The sequence below is a fragment of the Falsibacillus pallidus genome (assembly GCF_003350505.1).
Classification (GTDB): Bacteria; Bacillota; Bacilli; order Bacillales; family DSM-25281; genus Falsibacillus; species Falsibacillus pallidus.
Genome location: NZ_QQAY01000025.1, coordinates 1 through 18,289, shown reverse-complemented (window position 1 = coordinate 18,289; position 18,289 = coordinate 1). Strand labels below are relative to the sequence as shown.

Below are 18,289 nucleotides of genomic sequence, written 5' to 3'. Positions count from 1 at the left end.
TTGCTCTTTTTCATTACACCTATTAGACGGAAAGAAGTTCGATTTGGCTTAAACAAATTTAGATTTGTTGAAAATGGAACAATAAAAGAGCTTCCCCCGGTACGCTGAATCATTTCCGTACCAGGGGCAAGCTCTTTAATGATAATTACTTTATTCTATAAATCCTCGCCTCATGCGGTCTTAAATCAAATTTTCCTAGGCGGCATGGTTCCATAGTGTCTGCATAGTTCCCTAAAATGAACTCGCACTCTTCACTTTGAACGTCTATTGAAGAAGGAGTGCTGCTATGATTCAACAGAATCAGCCATCTGTCATCCTCATGGCTCCTCGTATATGCATAAACCTCCGGGCTGTCTACATACACTTCCTCGTAGTCTCCATACACCATGACGTCATGTTTTTTTCGAAGATTTATGAGCTTTTGATAATAGTAGAAAACAGAATTTTCGTCTTCCAAGGCATCCATAACATTGATTTCCTTATAATTTGGATTCACCTTGATCCACGGGCTTTCGCCTTCAGTAAAACCTGCATGCTTTTCATCATTCCATTGCACAGGCGTACGGGAATTATCTCTGCTTAAAAACTGCAGTTCTTTTAGCACTTCCTCCGGATTTCTTTCTTTGGCAAGTTCTTCTGCATATTTATTTTTCATGGCAATATCATTGTAGTCCTCAATATTATCAAACTTTACACCTGTCATTCCAATTTCTTCTCCCTGAAAAATGTACGGAGTCCCGGGAAGTGTATGGATCATCGTCGCAAGAAGCTTGGCAGACTCGACACGGTATTCTTTGTCATTTCCATATCGCGTGACCTGGCGGGTATGATCATGGTTATTCAGGAATTGGGAGTTCCATCCTCTCCCCTTTAAACCTTCATACCAAGTGCGCTGAATTTCCTTGTAGCGCTTCAAGTCCCATGTTGGCATGTCATCAGCCACCTGGAAGTGGAATAATGTATGCAGCTCATGACGGTCCTCCCCTACATATAGAACGCCGTCTTCAGGTGTCACGAACGGAATTTCACCGACAGTCATGGCATCATAATGCTGAAGCACTTCTCTGTTCATTTCCTGCAAATATTCGTGAATGCCAGGATTGTTGCCTAAATAGGAGATATCGTTTGGGTTTTCCACAGATGGGAAGCCTTCCAATTTTGCCAAGAGATTGATCACGTCCATCCTGAATCCATCAATTCCCTTGTCGAGCCAGAAGCGCATGAGAGCATACACTTCTTTTCTCACTTCTTCATTTTCCCAATTCAAATCAGGCTGTTCGACTGCAAAAGAGTGGAAATAGTATTGATTCGTTTCAGGTTCATATTCCCAAGTCGACGGTGAAAAGTAGGAGCGCCAATTGTTCGGGACACCGCCTTGTACAGGGTCCTTCCAAATATACCAATCTCTTTTTGGATTATCTTTGCTGGACTTGGATTCAAGGAACCATGGATGCTGGTCGGACGTATGGTTCACGACAAGGTCCATGATAATTTTCATTCCGCGCTGATGGATTTTATGAATGAGGCGCTCAACTGTTTCCATGTCGCCTGCTTTCTCCATCACTCCGTAGTAGTCTGAAATGTCATAGCCGTTATCCTTATCCGGGGAAGAATACATCGGATTTAACCAAATGACGTCGACGCCCAGTTTTTTGATGTAGTCCAGCTTCTGAATCAGCCCTTCTAAATCACCGATTCCGTCCCCATTGGAATCAAAGAAGCTGCGCCAATATACTTGATAAACCACCGCTTCTTTCCACCACTTTTTGTTCATAAACTTCCACGCCTTTCTAGATTTATATTGTAGTCCTGTTGATTATGCTGTATTTTTTCACTTTACACCTTGATAAAAAAGGAAACCTACAAAGGTAGGCTTCCTTTACTTCACAGCTCCCTTTGTTACACCATTGATAATCCATTTCTGTGCAAACAGATATACGATAATCATTGGGGCAAGAGCTAAAATATAGGAGGAGAATGCTAAATTGTAATCTGTACTGAATTGTCCTTGGAACACATATTGGACAAGGGGAAGCGTCGCTTGGTCCTTATCGCTCAAGATGATGAGAGGCAGCATGAAATCGTTCCAAGCCCATAACGCAGTCAAGATTGCCACTGTTGCATTGATCGGAGTCAGCAGTGGGAAAATGACCTTCCAGAATGTTTTCCAAGTACCTGCTCCATCCATTGTCGCTGCTTCTTCCAGCTCTTTCGGGATGGATTTGATGTAGCCTACATAAACGAAAATATTAAACGATAATCCATATACCACATATAGGAATATCAAACCGATTTGATTGTCCATTCCCCATGAACTCGTCTGCTTCACGATTGGAAGCATGATGATCGGGAAAGGAATGAACATTGCGCTGACAAGATAGTAATATAGAAATTTAAAAAACTTCTTATGCATGTTCCGAGCAATGGCGTATGCCACCATTGAATTGGTCAATAGCGTCAAAACAACTGTGCAAATTGTAATGATGGCACTATTCTTAAATGCTTGAAAGAAATTCGTCATTTCGATCGCTTTTGAAAAGTTCTCCCAATGAATCTCGGATGGCCAGGAAAGTACCGACTGAGCCATTTGCTGGGGATCCTTTAAAGCGATGGTTATGGTTAAGTAGAGTGGGAACAAAATAAGCAGTGATCCTAAGAATATCAAGATCTGGACCGGCCAATTCGTTTTTCTCAGATTCATTACATTTCAACCTCCCGTCTTTGCAAGATTCGGAGCTGAACTAGAGAAACAACTACGATGACAATGAAATAGACGACAGCATTGGCAGATTGATAGGCGAATTCTCCGCCCTGGAAACCGCCTTTATAGATCAGATAGGAGATGGATTCTGTTGAAGTTCCAGGTCCCCCACCGGTCATCGCGACGATTTGATCAAATACCATCAAGAAGTTTTTCAATGCCAGAACCATATTGATCGTAAAGAACGGGGCAATCAAAGGGAAAGTAATACTCCAAAACTCCCTCCACTTGCCTGCGCCGTCAATGGAAGATGCTTCATAAATATCCGTTGAGATGGTTTGAAGTCCCGCAAGGTAAAGGATCGTGTTAAATGCAATTGCCTGCCAGGCGGCTACAATCACAATTCCAATCCAAGCAAGATCCGGATCTCCGAGAATATTCTTTGACAACGCTTCTAAATGAAGATCTTCCCCTAGTTGAGGGATGATATGGGCGAAAATATAGTTGAAAATAAAGCCGACAATTAAAATACTTAAAATATTCGGGAGAAAATAAACTCCGCGGAAAAAATTCCTGCCTTTTATCTTTGAATTTAATCCGATCGCAATCAGTAGACTGAATACGTTGACGATGATGGTGGAAACAATCGCAAATTTAAACGTAAATAGATAGGCATGGATTGCACGGCTATCCTTAAAGACATTTAAATAGTTCTTTAAACCAACAAAGTCCCAATCTCCATAGCCATTCCAGTTCGTGAAGCTATAAAAAATACCTTGCAGAGCCGGATATGTATGAAAGACGAAGAACAGCAGGACTGCCGGCATCGCCATAAAGTAGAACGCGAGCTTTCGCTTGTTCATCATAGTCCCCCCTCACTTCATTAAACTTTCGGGGTCTGGCATTCAGAACGCGCTGAGCCAGACCCCTTTATTTTCAATCAATTATTTACGGTCGATTACTTTATCCCATTCTTTATCCATCGTTTTCAAGAATTTATCCTTGTCTTTTTTGATAAAGAATTCTTGAAGAATGTTCGCTGCATTCATTCCTGTAGGATAGAAGTGGTCAGGGTAGCTTGTGATTTGTCCACTTTCAAAGCTGGCTTTATATCCTTCAAGCTTCGGATCGTTTTGATAAACATCTTTTAATGCAGAAAATGCAGATTGTTCATCTGTATATTTTTGAGCCTGCTCTTTATCCAATAAGAAGCTGATGAATTTCTTTGCTTCTTTTTCATGCTTTGTATCTTTTGTGAGGCCAAAAAGGACATCAATACCTGAAACCAAATTGTTTTTGCTTGGATCATTTGTAGCAGGGAATGGGAATACACCAAGCTTCACATCAGGATTCGCTTTCACAAGTTCAGGGATCGCCCAGTTTCCTTGAAGATAGAAGACTCCTTTGCCATTTGCAAAAGCCGTATTTCCATCGCCATATGCAACACCCATATTATCCTTGTGTCCGTACTTGCTAAGCGTCAACAATTTATCAGCCACTTCATCATAGCTTTCCTTAAAAGTTGTGTTTCCTGCTGTTTTGTCTTCAGCAAATTGATCCGGAGAAATGGAAGACGCCACTGAATTCAAGGCAACCATTCCAGTCCAAGCATCCTTCAATGTGAAGTAGATTGGAATTTCTCCTGCTTCTTTTGCTTTATCAAGGTCTGCAACAAATTCATCCCATGTTTTAGGCGTTTCTTCTATGCCTAAAGCCGCTAATTTTTCTTTATTGTAGATAACGCCGTTTCCGTTTGTTGCATATGGAACCCCATATACTGCGTCATGGTTTTTATAATCTTTTTTCACCATATCGATATAAGTCGGCTGGATATTTTCGACTGCGTCAGATCCTGAAAGATCTTTAAGTACGCCTGAGTTGGCCAGATCCGTAAACGTTGTATCATCACCCATCGCCACAATATCAGGCATATCATTTTTCGTTAAACGAGTTTTAATGACGGTCCCCGCATCTGGAGGAGAAGAAAGGTCAACAGCAATTTTCGGGTTTTTCTTCTCAAATTCTTTAATGATTTCCTTATATGTCGATGCATTTTCAACCTTGCTGGAAAAGAACTCAATATGTGTCTTTCCATCATCTTTTCCGCCTGAACATCCAGCAAAAAGTGATGCACTAAGTGATAAGGCAACTGCACCAGCGGTAAGCATTTTCCAATTCTTCATCATTTCTTCCCCAACTTCCCTTTTTTATTTGCTGAGTTTTATCAGCACTTAATTTAACTTATATACTCTTGCTTCAAACGGCTTCATCTCGATAGAATCAATAGAAGTTCCTTCACCAATCGCATAGTTGCTTATCAGCAATTCGGATGAGTTATATTCGATGCCGCTCGGCAGAGTAAATAATGTTGAATCTTTAGTAAAATTGCAGATTATCAGCAGTTTTTCTTCACCCAAGGTGCGGGTATACGCATAGATCTGTTCATCGTCTTCAAGCAAAAGATCATAGTTTCCATATACAATCGCTTTATTTTCTTTACGAAGTTTGATCAGCTTTTGATAGTAGTAAAAGATTGACTCTTGATCCCCGAGAGCTTTCTCTACATTGATTTCTTTATAATTCGGATTTACTTCAATCCATGGCGTCCCTTCTGTAAAGCCGCCGTGTTCTTCCGCATTCCATTGCATTGGGGTGCGGGCATTGTCCCTGCCCCTGGCGTAGATGGATGCCATCATTTCCTCTTCGCTCATTCGATTCTCAGAAGTGAGTTCTTTAAATGCGTTCAGCGTTTCTATATCACGGTACTGATCGATGGAGTCAAACTGGACATTGGTCATCCCAATTTCCTCGCCCTGGTAAATATATGGGGTCCCCTGCATCATGTGAAGGCAGGTTGCAAGCATCTTTGCACTTTCCACACGGTATTCCTTGTCATTACCAAACCTTGAAACTACCCTAGGCTGATCGTGATTGTTCCAATAAAGGCTGTTCCACCCATCTTCTTCAAGTCCTTTTTGCCAGCGGGTCATGACCTTTTTCAAATCAGTAAGCTTCCACGACAGGTTGCTCCACTTGCCTTCAGGTCCATCTCCAAGCCCCATGTGTTCAAATTGAAACACCATATGTAATTCATTTCGGTCAGAACCGGTATAAAGCTTGGCTTCTTCAGGGGTCACACCAGGTGCTTCACCGACAGTGATCGTGTCATACTTCGAAAGCACTTCTTTATTCATTTCCTGCAGAAATTCGTGGATCCGCGGGCCATTCATGAAATATGGGCTGCCATCCCCGTATTTTTTTCCTTCAGCAACTTTTCCATCAGGATAGTCTGTATCCTTCGATATGAAGTTGATGACATCCATGCGGAATCCATCAATTCCTTTTTCAAGCCACCAATTCATCATTTTATAAATTTCTTTGCGAAGGCGCGGGTTTTCCCAATTAAGGTCCGGCTGCTTCTTGCTGAATAAATGCAGGTAATATTCATCGGTTCCCTCATCATATTCCCAAACAGACCCCTTGAATGCTGCCTCCCAATTGCTCGGTTCTTTGCCGTCTTTCCCAGGCTTCCATATATACCAGTCGCGCTTTTCATTATCCTTCGAAGACTTTGATTCAATGAACCACTGGTGCTCATCAGAGGAATGATTCACAACAAGGTCCATCATGAGTTTAATGCCGCGCTGATGAGCAGCATCAAGCATTTCATCAAAATCCTCCATTGTACCGAAGTCATCCATGATTTTTTGGTAATCACTGATATCATAGCCGTTATCATCGTTCGGCGATTTAAATACAGGAGAGAGCCAAATCACATCAATTCCTAACTCTTTCAAGTAATCCATTCTTGATGTAATTCCTTTTATATCCCCAATCCCGTCACCATTGCTATCCATGAAGCTCCTTGGGTAAATCTGATAAACAACACTTTCTTTCCACCATGTTTGATTCATGCTGCACCTCCATTACTACGTAAACGTTTACATTAACCGCTAAAAAAAATTAAAGCAGGTTTTTAACTGTTTCTCTTTCCATGATTTTATGGTTCATAATCCGGCTTTCAATTACCGCACCTGAACTCTTCATATCGAACAGCATCGTGGCTGCCATCAATCCCATTTCATACAGAGGCTGGGCCACTGTCGTCAAAGAAGGGATCATCATTTCTGCTAGTTTGGTATCATCATAGCCCATAACTGAAAGATCATCCGGCACCCGAATCCCATGTCGAATGGCATGTGACATGGCACCGACAGCCAGCTCATCACTGCTTGCAAATACAGCGGTAATATCCATATCTCTATCCATGATATCCTTCATTGCCTGAACCCCGTCTTTATGTCCAAACCCATCACAATGAATAATCATGTCATTTGAAGGCTCAATTCCATTTGCTCTTAATGCGGCCATGTAGCCTTCAATCCGCGGCACACCTGCAATCGGATCCGTGGAATTCCCGGCAATCATCGCAATCTTTCTGTGGCCTTTTCCGATTAGATAGTTAACCGCGCTGAAAGATGCATGGCGATCATCCACTTTGACATATGGAATAGGGTATTCGAAAGAGATAGAAGATACGAGCACCTTCGGAATTTTCATTTCTGACAATGCCTTATAGTATTCCTCTTTGATGTATTCACTGACAATAATAATTCCATCTACTCTTTTTTCAGAGAGAACCTGCAAATACTTCAAGGTCCTTTCTCCATCTTCAGCAGTATTGCAGACAATCACACTTGACCCCATTTCATTTGCATACTCTTCAATGCCGCTCAAGACTTCTGATGCAAACATATTAGACACCGCAGGGAAAAGCACTCCAATCGTTTGTGTATCTTTGTTGATAAGCCCTCTCGCAAGCGCATTCGGCTGGTAGCCAAGAGCTTGGATTGAATCTAAAACCTTTTGTTCCGTTTCTGGCGAAAATCCAGGCTTTTTATTTATGATTCTTGAAACTGTAGCAATGGAAACATTCGCATGCTTCGCTACATCCTTAATCGTTGCACTCATACTGTCTAATTCCACCTTTTACGTAAACGTTTACTTAATGTTTACGCTTTCATTTTACATAAAGGGATGCAATAAAGTCAACAAGAATCTAGAAACACCATTGTATCATTTTATATTCACAACTACATTTATTCCATTTTATTAGTAAACGTTTACTTAAAATATGAAATCAATCCCCTGATATCCCCCATTCTGAGTATTTACGCGCGACCCATTCAACTTATTTTCAAGGAATTTTAAGAGAAAAATAGAATAAGAAAATAATATTAGGAAGAAATCATATTAAATAAAGTAGGTGAATTCGATGGACGTTCAATCTATGTTTTCTTTAAAAGGAAAGACAGCCCTTGTCACGGGTGCTGCCTCTGGCATTGGGCAGGCGATTGCTGCAGGGCTTGCGGGTGCCGGGGCGGATGTTGTGATTGTGGGGAATAAAAAAAGCTTGGAGGAAACGCAGACTTTGATAGAGATATCTGGTCAAAAAGCTTTCCCCTATAAAATCGATTTGAATGATAGCGGAAAAATCAGTGCTGGAATCGAAGAGATTTTATCCAGCCATCAGATTGATATTTTAGTAAATAACGCAGGGATTGTTCGGAGTGATGATGCGGTTGACTTAAGCATGACAGCTTGGCAGGAGTCGATCAACGTGAATTTGAACGCAGTATTCCAGGTAACACAGCTCGTCGCTAAACCGATGCTCGAGCGCAAGTCTGGAAAAATCATTTCCACTGCCTCCCTCCTGTCCTTCCAAGGCGGAATGTATATTACGGCATATTCAGCGAGCAAACATGCAGTAACGGGGATGACGAAATCGCTGTCGAACGAGTGGGCAAAACACAATGTCCAAGTGAATTGCATCGCACCGGGATATATTGAAACGAATATGACCAAGCCGATCCGCGATAATGAGAAGCGGGAAAGAGAAATATTTGAGCGCATCCCCGCCGGCCGATGGGGCAAGCCGGATGACATGGTCGGAGCAGCCATCTTTTTATCTTCAAGTGCGTCTGACTATGTCTCGGGGCATACTCTCGTCGTGGATGGCGGATGGCTGGGACGTTAAGTCGGTGTGTTTTTTTCATTTTGATAGATATCCATAAAAATGGCCGGCCCTCTGGTATTTTGCACCGCGGGGCTGGCCAATTTAATTTCAGTCTATTTAACGCCGCTTTCAAGAATAGAGAATTCGCCATTCTTGCAGTCTATTTCTGCAAGTGCCCCATAAGGCAGGATAAATTTAGGCTCGGTGTGGCCAAAGTTCAAATTATAAAGAATCGGCAGATCTTCTAATTCATATTCTTTCATGACCTGTAGGATTTCCTGTTTGTATTCCTCATAGTACTTCTCATCTTTTGGCTTGCCAAAAATGATTCCCTTTGTTTTTTGGAGGATTCCTTGAGCTGCATAGTTTCTCAGCCAATAGCGGATTAAATTGGGAGCAGGATGATCTTCCGATGTCTCAAAGAAAAAGATGCTATTTTCCCAATAATCCTTTTCAGGCCATAGTTCAGTTCCTTTGAGAAATTCCAGTACTTCGATGCAGCCTCCAATCAAGCGTCCTTGCGTGGTAGACGATCCTTGAAGTACTTCATATCCATTGTTCGGATTCATCGTACGGCGTTGATTCTTGTTCTCTTCTATCCATTCTAAACGTTCACTCGTCCATTCTTTCGCCGGTTGAATCTTGCCAATCCTTTCATTCGAAAAGAGAATTCGGTTCACCATTTCAATGGTATAAGGATGCATTTCCACATTTTCCGCAAAATCAGTTAAGATAGCAGGCCCATAAAAGGAGGATATCCCCGCTTTATGACAAAATAAATGAGCAACCGTCACATCTGAAAATCCCATAAAAATTTTCGGATTTTCCCGGATCACATCAAAATCAATATAAGGAAGCAGTCGGATACTGTCATCTCCCCCTATATTGGCAAAAATCCCTTTTATCGTTTTATCCCTAAACGCTGTCATCAAATCTTCCGCCCGGGCTTTAGGATTGTTATACGTATATTCTCCGCCTTTTAAACTATTTGGCATCGGGACAACCGTTAGACCAAAGACTTCTTCCAACCTCGAGACACCTTGCTTATACCTCCATAGAAGCCCGGGATCTCCTGCTCCGCCCCACGAAGGACTTACCGTCGCAACCCGATCGCCCGGCTGTAATTTTTCTGGCTTCAATAATCTATCCATTGCCACTTCAATCATTCCAATCATTGAAACTCTATATTCCACTTAGAAGAACATAGGACTTAAACTACACTTCTACATCGTCATCCCTATTCCCTGCTGGTTCTCCCCATTCTTGCTACGATGGCTCAGTGATCAAATTCTTCCTGCGGTAGACGCTCAACACAATCCCAATCAAAAGGGAATTCAAGACCGTCGCAGTCACACCATAGCTGATAAATGGCAGTGAAATCGAGACGAGGGGCAGGAATCCAAAAATCATTCCCACATTATAGATCATTTGGATGGAAAGCAGTGCACAAACGCCGATGATGAGCTGCTTTCCAAAGATGTCTTTAACTTTCCCAGAAACCATGATCAACCGGATCACGAGCATTGTCAGCTGTACGATAAGGGCACCGGCTAAAATCCAGCCAAAGAAATAGGTGATATTCGCAAAGGCAAAGTCCGTCCACATATTGACCATAAACTTTGGCGTCTCCTCATTTCCAAACCAGCCGCCGCTGTGAAGCAAGTTCTTCAAAACGACGTATTGATAGCCCTCGCTATCGGCATACTTCTCGGGATTCAGATATACCAGCAATCTCATTTTTTGTTCTTCCTTCAGCGTGGTGAAAAATAGAATGACACAGGTCAATAGGACACCTGCAGCGATGCCAATCGTGGTGTAGACCGTTTTTTTACGGATAGAGCTTGTCACAAACAATGTAAGGACAAGCACAGTATAAATGAAGACATCTGAAATGCTTGGAATCTTCATAAATAGAAGCACCGAAAAGAAGTAAACGGCAAAACCGATTAGCAGGTTAGGCTTTTCCTTTGAGAAGAAGTAGGCCCAAAACACGAGGTGCAAAGGGAAAGTAGCTTCTCCTGCAATGGTGAAACTTGCGAAATGCAAGTACCCTTTTCCATTTATCACGACATTCGGGAAAAAGGAAAGAGCAATCAATAAGACTAATGCAACAATAAGAAACAGCCAGCTCCAACTTTTTATTTTCCGGTAGTCAATCAGCATGACCCCAATTGTCGTGATGATCCCTAATAAAATGTAACAGGACTGCTTTAGCAAAAAATTCTCAGCATAGTTATCTTGGATATTGATCAGCGGAAGCAGACTCATTGTGATGACGATAAGGAAAAGGCCGAAGAGCTTCCAATCGAACAGCGGACGGTATAATTTGTTGAAGCGCGTCCCAAGCTCAGAAGGGCTGCCCATCTTTTGCACGGCCATTTTTTCTGCTTGGCTCTGGTCAGTTCCCTTTGACAAAAGTTCCTGCTCCGATTGCTTCAAATGATAATTCAGTTCCTTATACACCACTTGTTTGGCTTCTTTTGACTTGATGAATTGCATGACTTCAGCCAGGAATTTTTCTTTCAACTGACTCATCTATATCACCTCTCTACCATTTCCTTTAAAATACGTGCCCTGCCTTCGCTTTTCTTTTCTAACGCCTTCAGGACTTTCATCCCCTTGTGGTTCAGCTGATAATATTTGACGTCAGGCTCTTCCCAGGTGGTGTTCAGGTAATTTTTCTGTTCGAATTGGTGAAGGGACATATACAGGAATCCTTCATTTTCTTCAAAATTGCCGATGCCTCTTGCCCGGATCAACCTGCTTAATTCGAATCCTGTCCGCTTTTGTACCAGCAGTTGAAAAATCGATAAGCGTATTTCTTCTTCTGACGCTTCCGGCTTCTGCATCCTGATTTGATTCCTGATTTTTTTCTTATGTTCTTCCGTGAAATTCAGCTCGTCGAAAACGGTTCGCTCCATTGCCTTTTTTAATTTCCTTAAACGTTCTTCCATCCTTATCCCTCCAAGCATTCTTTCAATAATTCTTTCGCTCTTTTCAGCCTGGTTTTTATCGTATTTTGATTCACACCTGTTACGTGCGAAATCTCTTTTATCGTCAGTTCCTCAAAATAATATAAATAAATGACTTCCCTATATGTATCCGGCAGCTGTAGCACCGCATTTACTAATTGTTCGTCCTCAAAACTCTGCACGATTTGGTCCTCGATATCCTTTTCGCCGCTAGATGACTGTTTCGCCTGCTCTTCTGAAACGACAATATTTTTATGGTGCCAGCTCCTTAAATAGTCCTTGCAGTGATTGATGGCAATCCGCCATAGCCACGATTTCAGCGAAGACTTCTGTTGATACTGATCCATCCTTTGATAGCATTTCACAAAAATCTCCTGCGTGAGATCCTCAGCAATCTCCTTGCTGCCCACATACGAATACGCCAGCTGCAGCAGTGACTGTCCATAGGCATCCATCAATTGAGCGAGCAGCTTCTCTTTGTCTTGAATCATCCAATCTTCCATAACGCTCTCTTCCACCGTCATCTGCTCCCTTCCATACATTAGACGAGTCCCAAGTGGAGATGGTTTTTTATTATTAGGCAAAAAAAATAGAACCTTCAATTTCATGGAAGTTCTAATTCAACTATTATCTAATTAAACTTACGCTCCCATTAGTTCCATAAGACATTTAATTGCTTAGCACGGTCTTTTAAAAAAACCAACGTTTTTTAAGATAAAAGAGATTTATATATCTCTCCAATTATCCCTTCCAATTGATGAACGCCTAATTCTGCATTCGTCATAATAACAGCACCTTTTTCCAAGTGTGGATGTGCCACCATCATACATTGAAAACCTACTCCCCAACCGAGTGATGTTATTTCTAGTTCTTGTTCGGAGCCATCAAGAAACACACCTAACCCAGTCCAGCTTTTACCTCGTTGCGGGCTTATCATTTCTTTTGCTAAACTTTCCGAAATACCAAGCTTACTTTCTCCTTTTACTGCATTCATTAACTCAAGAACTATTTTCCATCTACTATTTCCCCGTTTTTGTTATGACCGCAAGAAAAGTTATCTCTATCCACTTCCGACATTGTTGTATTTAATTGGCTATTTTTCATTCCTAGTGGTTCAAATATGAACTCATTTACAACTTGATAAAACTGTTTTTTCGTTACATCTTCTATGAGTTGCTGAATAATACAATAGCCTGCATCTGAATAATGGAATTCACTCTCTGGCTCGAATTGGACTTCAATAGGAACTTTACAATAATGGGAATTTCCCTCTAACAATTCAACCATTGAAGGAAAATATATATCTGAATTTAGTTCTAAAAAACTACCTTCCGGGTCCTTGATTCCAGATTGATGACTAAGCAAGTTTCTTAAAGTAACTTTTTTATTTTTTGTATATTCATTTTCAGGCACTTTCCAAGTAACGAGTCTTTCATTTACATTTTCATCTAAATCAAGATGCTCTTCTTCTAGTAACTTTATTGCAATTATTCCAGTTAAGAATTTACTAATGGAACACGCACTAAAAATAGAGTCATCATTTACTTTTCTATCACCATTAACTTCCAGTAAACCATAGTTTTCTGTTGCGCTTATTTGACCTCCTTCGAATAATGCAATACTTAAACCGTTTACATTATAATGTTCCATTCGTTCTTCAATTTTGATATTTTTTAATTTCATTATTCTCCTCCTAGATAACTTTATAATGAAATTTCAACAGGAATGTACGTTCTAATGCATTTATTTTATTCGACAAAACTGCTCCGTTAATACAATAAAGTACAACAAAAATAAGCGTTAGTCCTTCTTGGATCAACGCACCCGTTAACAAAATAAAGATTGATTTTAATATGATTGAAGGAAAAAATCTCTAAAAGTCCGACAACCCAACCATAAATGCAATTACTATGATTAGATATCCACCGATTAAACAACCATATGTGATTAATAATGCTCTTTTAAAAGGTCCTTTTTTACTTAAAATTGCTGAAAGAATTGATAAAACAACTCCCGAAATCAATACATAATCGCCTGACATACTCGGAACATTGGTATTCCCAACTAAATAAAATTCTAGAATTACAAATGTTAATATTAAGATACTAATCGAAACAAATGGTAAATATTTCCTCATTATAATAATCCCCCTATGTTTAATTAACCTGTCCCGTTAGTTGAACAAATCTCCATGTTCTTGCATAAAAATCGATAATCTAAGTGTATCATACGTTTCCATATTTTGTATAAATATCTTAGATTATTAAATCGATTATTGTTACTTCATTCGTGAAGCATAAGACCCGTCCCCCCGCTTCTAAACGTGCTACAATGATGTTGCACACTAGTCTCATTTAAGGAGGAATAAACATGTTCACATCAAAAAACGATTTCTTGCAAGAATGGAACCGAGAAGCAGCTGTTACACAAAAAGTGTTGGATGCACTGACAGATGAGTCTTTGAAGCAGGAGATTGCACCTGATATGTTCAGCATCGGCAGTCTTTCATGGCATATTACAGGAGCGACTTATTACTTCCCGTCTCAAGTTGGCATTACGTTCGAGGTGCCGGATCTTCGTAAAGATGCGCCAAAATCTGCTTCAGAGATCAGTGAGACGTATAAGCTCGTAAGCGATCGCCTGGCAGAAGCCGTTTCTGAGCAAGTTTCTGATGAAAGAATGAATGAAATGATCAACCTATTCGGAATAGATATGCCAGTTCAAGCTGTATTCCGCCTACTCATTCAGCATCAGGCCCATCACCGCGGACAATTGACCGTTCTTATGAGACAGGCTGATTTGAAGGTGCCTGGCGTGTATGGCCCGAGCAAGGAAGAAATGGAAGCAATGAACGCAAAATAAAATTAATGAATGCCAGATGAAAGTGGCCGGTGATCAACGGTACGAGAAACATTACTGTCCCGGTGGTCACAGGCCATTTCATATTTTTTGGGAAGCAGAGGGACGGTCCCTACGCTTCCTCTAAAAGGAAGCACTAGAACCGTCCCCGTGCTTCCCGCAGTTTATTCAACACCTATTTTCAGCAGCACTTTCCCCTCATAATTTCGACTCTCGATTAATTGATGAGCAAGGGATGCATCGCTCAAATCAAAAACCCTTGCTATCGGCAGCGCCACTTTTTCAGAAGAAAAGAGCTCCAGTACTTTTTCAGCAGCAGGTTTCAATCGTTCCGGCTTGTACTTTCTTGTGGTTCCTAAGCTGAATCCCTTCACGTTCCTGCAACTGCTATGAACGTCGCTCGTTTTAAAAGCCCCTGCTTTTCCGCTGCTATTGCCAAATTGGACAAGTGTGCCATAAAGAGCCAAACAATCTAAACTTTTACCCGTCACTTCCCCTGCAACCGAATCAAAAATGACGTCAGCGCCACGTCCATCCGTTTGCGCCAAGACGGTCTCTGTAAACGTGTCATATGTACAGACCACATCCGCACCTAATTTTTTCACATATTCTGCTTTGATCATGTTTCCAACGGTAGCAATCACTTTTTCCACGCCTGCTTCTTTCGCCAGTTGAACCAGCATCGAACCCACACCGCCGGCTGCACTATGGACGACTATCACATCAGACTTTTTCACATCCCCAATCTCGTGGATCAACATATAGGATAATATAGATACCGTCGGGAGAGCTGCAGCCAGTTTAAACGATACGCTTTCTGGAATCTTAAAGACCAATTGTTCATTGGCACTGACGAACTCAGCGTATGATCCACCTGTAGGAAACGCGATGACACGGTCTCCCACCGAAAAGGAAGAATTGGTGCCCACTTCTTCAATCGTTCCTGCAACATCCAATCCCAGGATCATCGGAAATTTGCCGGAATCTTTCGCGCCTTTCCGTTTCTTGATGTCTGCATAATTGACGCTTGTATACGCCGACCGGATCAGAACTTCCCCTTCTTTTACTATTGGCCTGTCCATTTCTGTGGCCATTAGGACATCAGCATCACCAAATTCAGTTTGTATGACAGCCTTCATGACGGCTCCCCCTTTTTGAGATCTATTGTTATTTACTTCCATAATAATGCAATGCCAAGCAATTTGGATAATATGAAATGTGAATGCTAAACGATTCATTTTACTTATCATCAAGTAAGCATAGGGACGGCTCTCTTGCTTCCAGTAAAAAGTAGCACGAGAACCGTCCCCGTGCTTCCTCCATTTATTATGTTCTGCGCATATAAGCTTTGACGGTGATCGGTGCAAAAACAGCTACGATGACTGCTGCCCCGATGAGGGAAATGATGAGATCCCATCCGACGGTTCCGTTATTGGCTAATTCTCTGACTGCCGTGACGAGATGTGAAATCGGGTTGATTTTCACAAACCATTGAAGCCAATTTGGCATGGTTTCTGCTGGTACATAGGCGTTCGATAAAAAGGTGAGTGGGAACAGTACAATCATTGAAATCCCCTGAACGCTTGAAGCCGTTCTGGCAATGACGCCGAAGAAAGCAAAAATCCAACTGATTGCCCAAGAACAGACGATGACAAGAAGACCGGCAATGGCGACATGCTCCAAGCCCCCATCCGGACGATAGCCCATGATATAGCCCATTGCAAATGTGAGCACAGTGGCAATAGTGTAGCGGATCGTATCAGCCAGCAAGGCTCCGGCAAGTGGTGCAATCCGGGCAATCGGCAAGGACTTGAACCGGTCAAACACCCCTTTATCCATGTCCTCCCGCAGTTGGACGCCTGTCACAATGGAAGTCGTGATTACTGTCTGGACAAGAATTCCTGGGATGATGATCGGTAAATAATTATGCACATTCCCTGAAATCGCCCCGCCAAATATATAGGTAAACATCAATGTGAAAATTATCGGCTGAAGCGTAACATCGAATAGCTGCTCCGGTGTCCGTTTGATTTTTAAAAGTCCGCGATAAGCCATGATCAGCGAGTTGCTGATGGATTGTTTTAAGCTGGATTTATTGCGCAGCTTCCGATTTGCTGCAGGCTGGATGGCTGGGTTGCTCATACTCTTGCCTCCTCTTTCATCGATTGCATGGATGAGTCATTGTTTTCATTAATTCCTTCCCCTGTGATGGTCAAAAAGACTTCATCAAGCGTCGGCTTCTGCACACTCAGTTCTGAAAGCGGAATACCCTTTTCTCGTAGCGCGATTAAAAGATCCGTTATTCTGTCCGCATCTGCCATTGGTGCTGTGATTTTTCCCGCTTCAGTAATAACAGAGGACTTCACGTTGAGTACACGTTCCACTGTTTGCCGGGCAATGTGGATATCCTGTGGATGCTGGATATTCAAGTGCAGGGATGATGATCCGATTGAAGTCTTCAATTCATCCACTGTCCCCTCGGCAACCACTTTGCCGCGATCAATTACCGCAATCCGGTCTGCGAGTTCATCTGCCTCTTGTAAATATTGCGTGGTTAGGAGGACCGTCGAACCAGACTTCACTAGGCGCCGAATCGTATCCCACATCTGATTTCGCGTACGCGGATCTAGTCCCGTCGTCGGTTCATCCAAAAATATAAGCGGCGGCTGCGCGATGAGACTTGCTGCAAGATCTAGCCTTCTCCTCATCCCTCCAGAGAAATTCTTCAACGGACGCTTAGCCGCATCAGTTAAACTAAATTCCTCAAGCAAATCTTCCGCACGCCGCTTTGCTTCTGTACGGCTAAGCCCAAGCAGTCGTGAAAAAATGACCAAGTTTTCCGTGGCACTTAATGATTCATCCACAGATGCATACTGTCCGGTCACACCAATCAACTGGCGGACGATCTGCGCTTCTTTTACAACATCATGTCCGAAGATGCGGGCGGATCCCCCATCAGCACGGAGCAGCGTCGCCAGCATCCGAATGGTCGTTGTCTTCCCTGCTCCATTCGGGCCGAGCACACCATAAATCGAACCAGCTGGCACATTAAGACTCACCCCATCTACTGCACGATTGTCGCCAAAAATTTTAACAAGTCCATCCGCTTCAACTGCAAGCTCATTGCTGCTAGAAGCGACCGTTCCATTGTATATATGCTCCATGTTCATTCCTCCTAAAATCCTATCTGCACAAGTATCATAGCGAAAGTATATGAACTGAATATGAACATCATGAGAAGTCACATCCACATCAAAAGTGACAGGCACCACCCGATTTTTGTCGAATAGGCATAACGCTTCCACACACTTAGGATATCTCGGATGCAATCTGCTCATAATAAAAACCTAAGTCACCCTTGAAAGGAGAATACTTATGAAACAAAATCAACAGCGATCCAATCCAGCTATGAAACCAGAATTTGCAGGAACGAACGCACAAGAAGTGAAAAAGCAGATCCAGAAAGATGTGAATGCCGGCCAAGGCGCCATGACTTCACGAGAAGCTGGAGGAATGCGCGATTAGGAAAAAGTAAATCGGGGCGTGACAGTCACCATAGCCATCAACTTAAGGCAAATTAGTCGACGAAAGTAAATTTTCTCCTTACTCTAAAGTTCTGCCATGCAGAATTTTAGAGTAAGGAGTATTTATTTATGAAGAATTTACATCGAGAATTAGCTGCTTTTTCGGAGGCTATTAAAGAAGTCATATCTTCTTCTGCGGTTGAAGAACTGGCGAAGG

General features: G+C 42.0%; 17 protein-coding genes and 1 pseudogene. 3 read left to right on the top strand and 15 right to left on the bottom strand.

Annotation, left to right across the window (positions count from 1 at the left end):
- Positions 1-145: 145 nt before the first annotated feature.
- The 6 genes from DFR59_RS19245 to DFR59_RS19220 all read right to left on the bottom strand — a co-directional run bounded on the left by DFR59_RS19245 (position 146) and on the right by DFR59_RS19220 (position 7,672).
- On the bottom strand, positions 146-1,774 hold the full coding sequence (locus DFR59_RS19245) for a glycoside hydrolase family 13 protein (protein WP_114747289.1): 1,629 nt from the start codon (positions 1,772-1,774) through the stop codon (positions 146-148).
- A 105-nt stretch (positions 1,775-1,879) separates the two neighbouring features.
- The gene (locus DFR59_RS19240) at positions 1,880-2,701 is read right to left on the bottom strand and encodes a carbohydrate ABC transporter permease (protein ID WP_114747288.1); all 822 of its coding nucleotides are present in this window, start codon (positions 2,699-2,701) and stop codon (positions 1,880-1,882) included.
- A complete protein-coding gene (locus DFR59_RS19235; protein ID WP_114747287.1) occupies positions 2,701-3,564 on the bottom strand; it encodes a carbohydrate ABC transporter permease in 864 nt (287 codons plus the stop codon). Before DFR59_RS19235 ends, DFR59_RS19240 begins: the two co-directional genes overlap by 1 nt.
- An 81-nt stretch (positions 3,565-3,645) precedes the next feature.
- Positions 3,646-4,884, bottom strand: a complete 1,239-nt coding sequence (locus tag DFR59_RS19230) for an ABC transporter substrate-binding protein (protein WP_114747286.1) — start codon at positions 4,882-4,884, stop codon at positions 3,646-3,648.
- A 48-nt stretch (positions 4,885-4,932) separates the two neighbouring features.
- The gene (locus DFR59_RS19225; protein ID WP_114747285.1) at positions 4,933-6,615 is read right to left on the bottom strand and encodes a glycoside hydrolase family 13 protein; all 1,683 of its coding nucleotides are present in this window, start codon (positions 6,613-6,615) and stop codon (positions 4,933-4,935) included.
- A 49-nt stretch (positions 6,616-6,664) separates the two neighbouring features.
- Positions 6,665-7,672, bottom strand: coding sequence for a LacI family DNA-binding transcriptional regulator (locus DFR59_RS19220; RefSeq protein ID WP_114747284.1), 1,008 nt, complete (start codon positions 7,670-7,672; stop codon positions 6,665-6,667).
- 304 nt (positions 7,673-7,976) lie between these two features.
- Here DFR59_RS19220 and DFR59_RS19215 point away from each other — a divergent pair, with 304 nt between their 5' ends.
- Positions 7,977-8,738 (top strand): SDR family oxidoreductase, encoded by a 762-nt coding sequence (locus tag DFR59_RS19215; protein ID WP_114747283.1) that lies wholly within the window; start codon positions 7,977-7,979, stop codon positions 8,736-8,738.
- Between the two features lie 92 nt (positions 8,739-8,830).
- Here the strand turns inward: DFR59_RS19215 and DFR59_RS19210 are convergent, their stop codons facing one another.
- The 6 genes and pseudogenes from DFR59_RS19210 to DFR59_RS19185 all read right to left on the bottom strand — a co-directional run bounded on the left by DFR59_RS19210 (position 8,831) and on the right by DFR59_RS19185 (position 13,826).
- Entirely contained in the window at positions 8,831-9,868 is a 1,038-nt protein-coding gene (locus tag DFR59_RS19210; RefSeq protein WP_114747302.1) for a S66 family peptidase, read from the bottom strand.
- Positions 9,869-9,983: 115 nt separating this feature from the next.
- The gene (locus DFR59_RS19205) at positions 9,984-11,252 is read right to left on the bottom strand and encodes an FtsW/RodA/SpoVE family cell cycle protein (protein ID WP_114747282.1); all 1,269 of its coding nucleotides are present in this window, start codon (positions 11,250-11,252) and stop codon (positions 9,984-9,986) included.
- A gap of 5 nt (positions 11,253-11,257) precedes the next feature.
- On the bottom strand, positions 11,258-11,671 hold the full coding sequence (locus tag DFR59_RS19200) for a PadR family transcriptional regulator (protein ID WP_114747281.1): 414 nt from the start codon (positions 11,669-11,671) through the stop codon (positions 11,258-11,260).
- Positions 11,672-11,673: 2 nt separating this feature from the next.
- Positions 11,674-12,207, bottom strand: coding sequence for a sigma-70 family RNA polymerase sigma factor (locus DFR59_RS19195; RefSeq protein WP_114747301.1), 534 nt, complete (start codon positions 12,205-12,207; stop codon positions 11,674-11,676).
- Between the two features lie 191 nt (positions 12,208-12,398).
- A pseudogene (locus DFR59_RS19190) lies at positions 12,399-13,372 on the bottom strand (serine hydrolase domain-containing protein).
- Positions 13,373-13,562: 190 nt separating this feature from the next.
- Entirely contained in the window at positions 13,563-13,826 is a 264-nt protein-coding gene (locus tag DFR59_RS19185; protein ID WP_114747280.1) for a hypothetical protein, read from the bottom strand.
- Positions 13,827-14,059: 233 nt separating this feature from the next.
- Between DFR59_RS19185 and DFR59_RS19180 the strand changes: the two genes are divergently transcribed.
- Positions 14,060-14,551, top strand: coding sequence for a DinB family protein (locus DFR59_RS19180; RefSeq protein WP_114747279.1), 492 nt, complete (start codon positions 14,060-14,062; stop codon positions 14,549-14,551).
- A 161-nt stretch (positions 14,552-14,712) separates the two neighbouring features.
- Here the strand turns inward: DFR59_RS19180 and DFR59_RS19175 are convergent, their stop codons facing one another.
- The 3 genes from DFR59_RS19175 to DFR59_RS19165 form a co-directional block, all read right to left on the bottom strand.
- Complete coding sequence (locus DFR59_RS19175) at positions 14,713-15,687, bottom strand: quinone oxidoreductase family protein (RefSeq protein WP_114747278.1); 975 nt, start codon at positions 15,685-15,687, stop codon at positions 14,713-14,715.
- Between the two features lie 187 nt (positions 15,688-15,874).
- Positions 15,875-16,690 (bottom strand): ABC transporter permease, encoded by an 816-nt coding sequence (locus DFR59_RS19170; RefSeq protein ID WP_114747277.1) that lies wholly within the window; start codon positions 16,688-16,690, stop codon positions 15,875-15,877.
- Positions 16,687-17,712 carry an ATP-binding cassette domain-containing protein gene (locus DFR59_RS19165; protein WP_114747276.1) on the bottom strand — a complete coding sequence of 342 codons (1,026 nt, stop codon included), beginning with the start codon at positions 17,710-17,712 and terminating at the stop codon, positions 16,687-16,689. Before DFR59_RS19165 ends, DFR59_RS19170 begins: the two co-directional genes overlap by 4 nt.
- 211 nt (positions 17,713-17,923) lie before the next feature.
- Here DFR59_RS19165 and DFR59_RS20300 point away from each other — a divergent pair, with 211 nt between their 5' ends.
- Positions 17,924-18,073, top strand: a complete 150-nt coding sequence (locus DFR59_RS20300; protein WP_170137287.1) for a hypothetical protein — start codon at positions 17,924-17,926, stop codon at positions 18,071-18,073.
- The last annotated feature ends 216 nt before the right edge of the window (positions 18,074-18,289 follow it).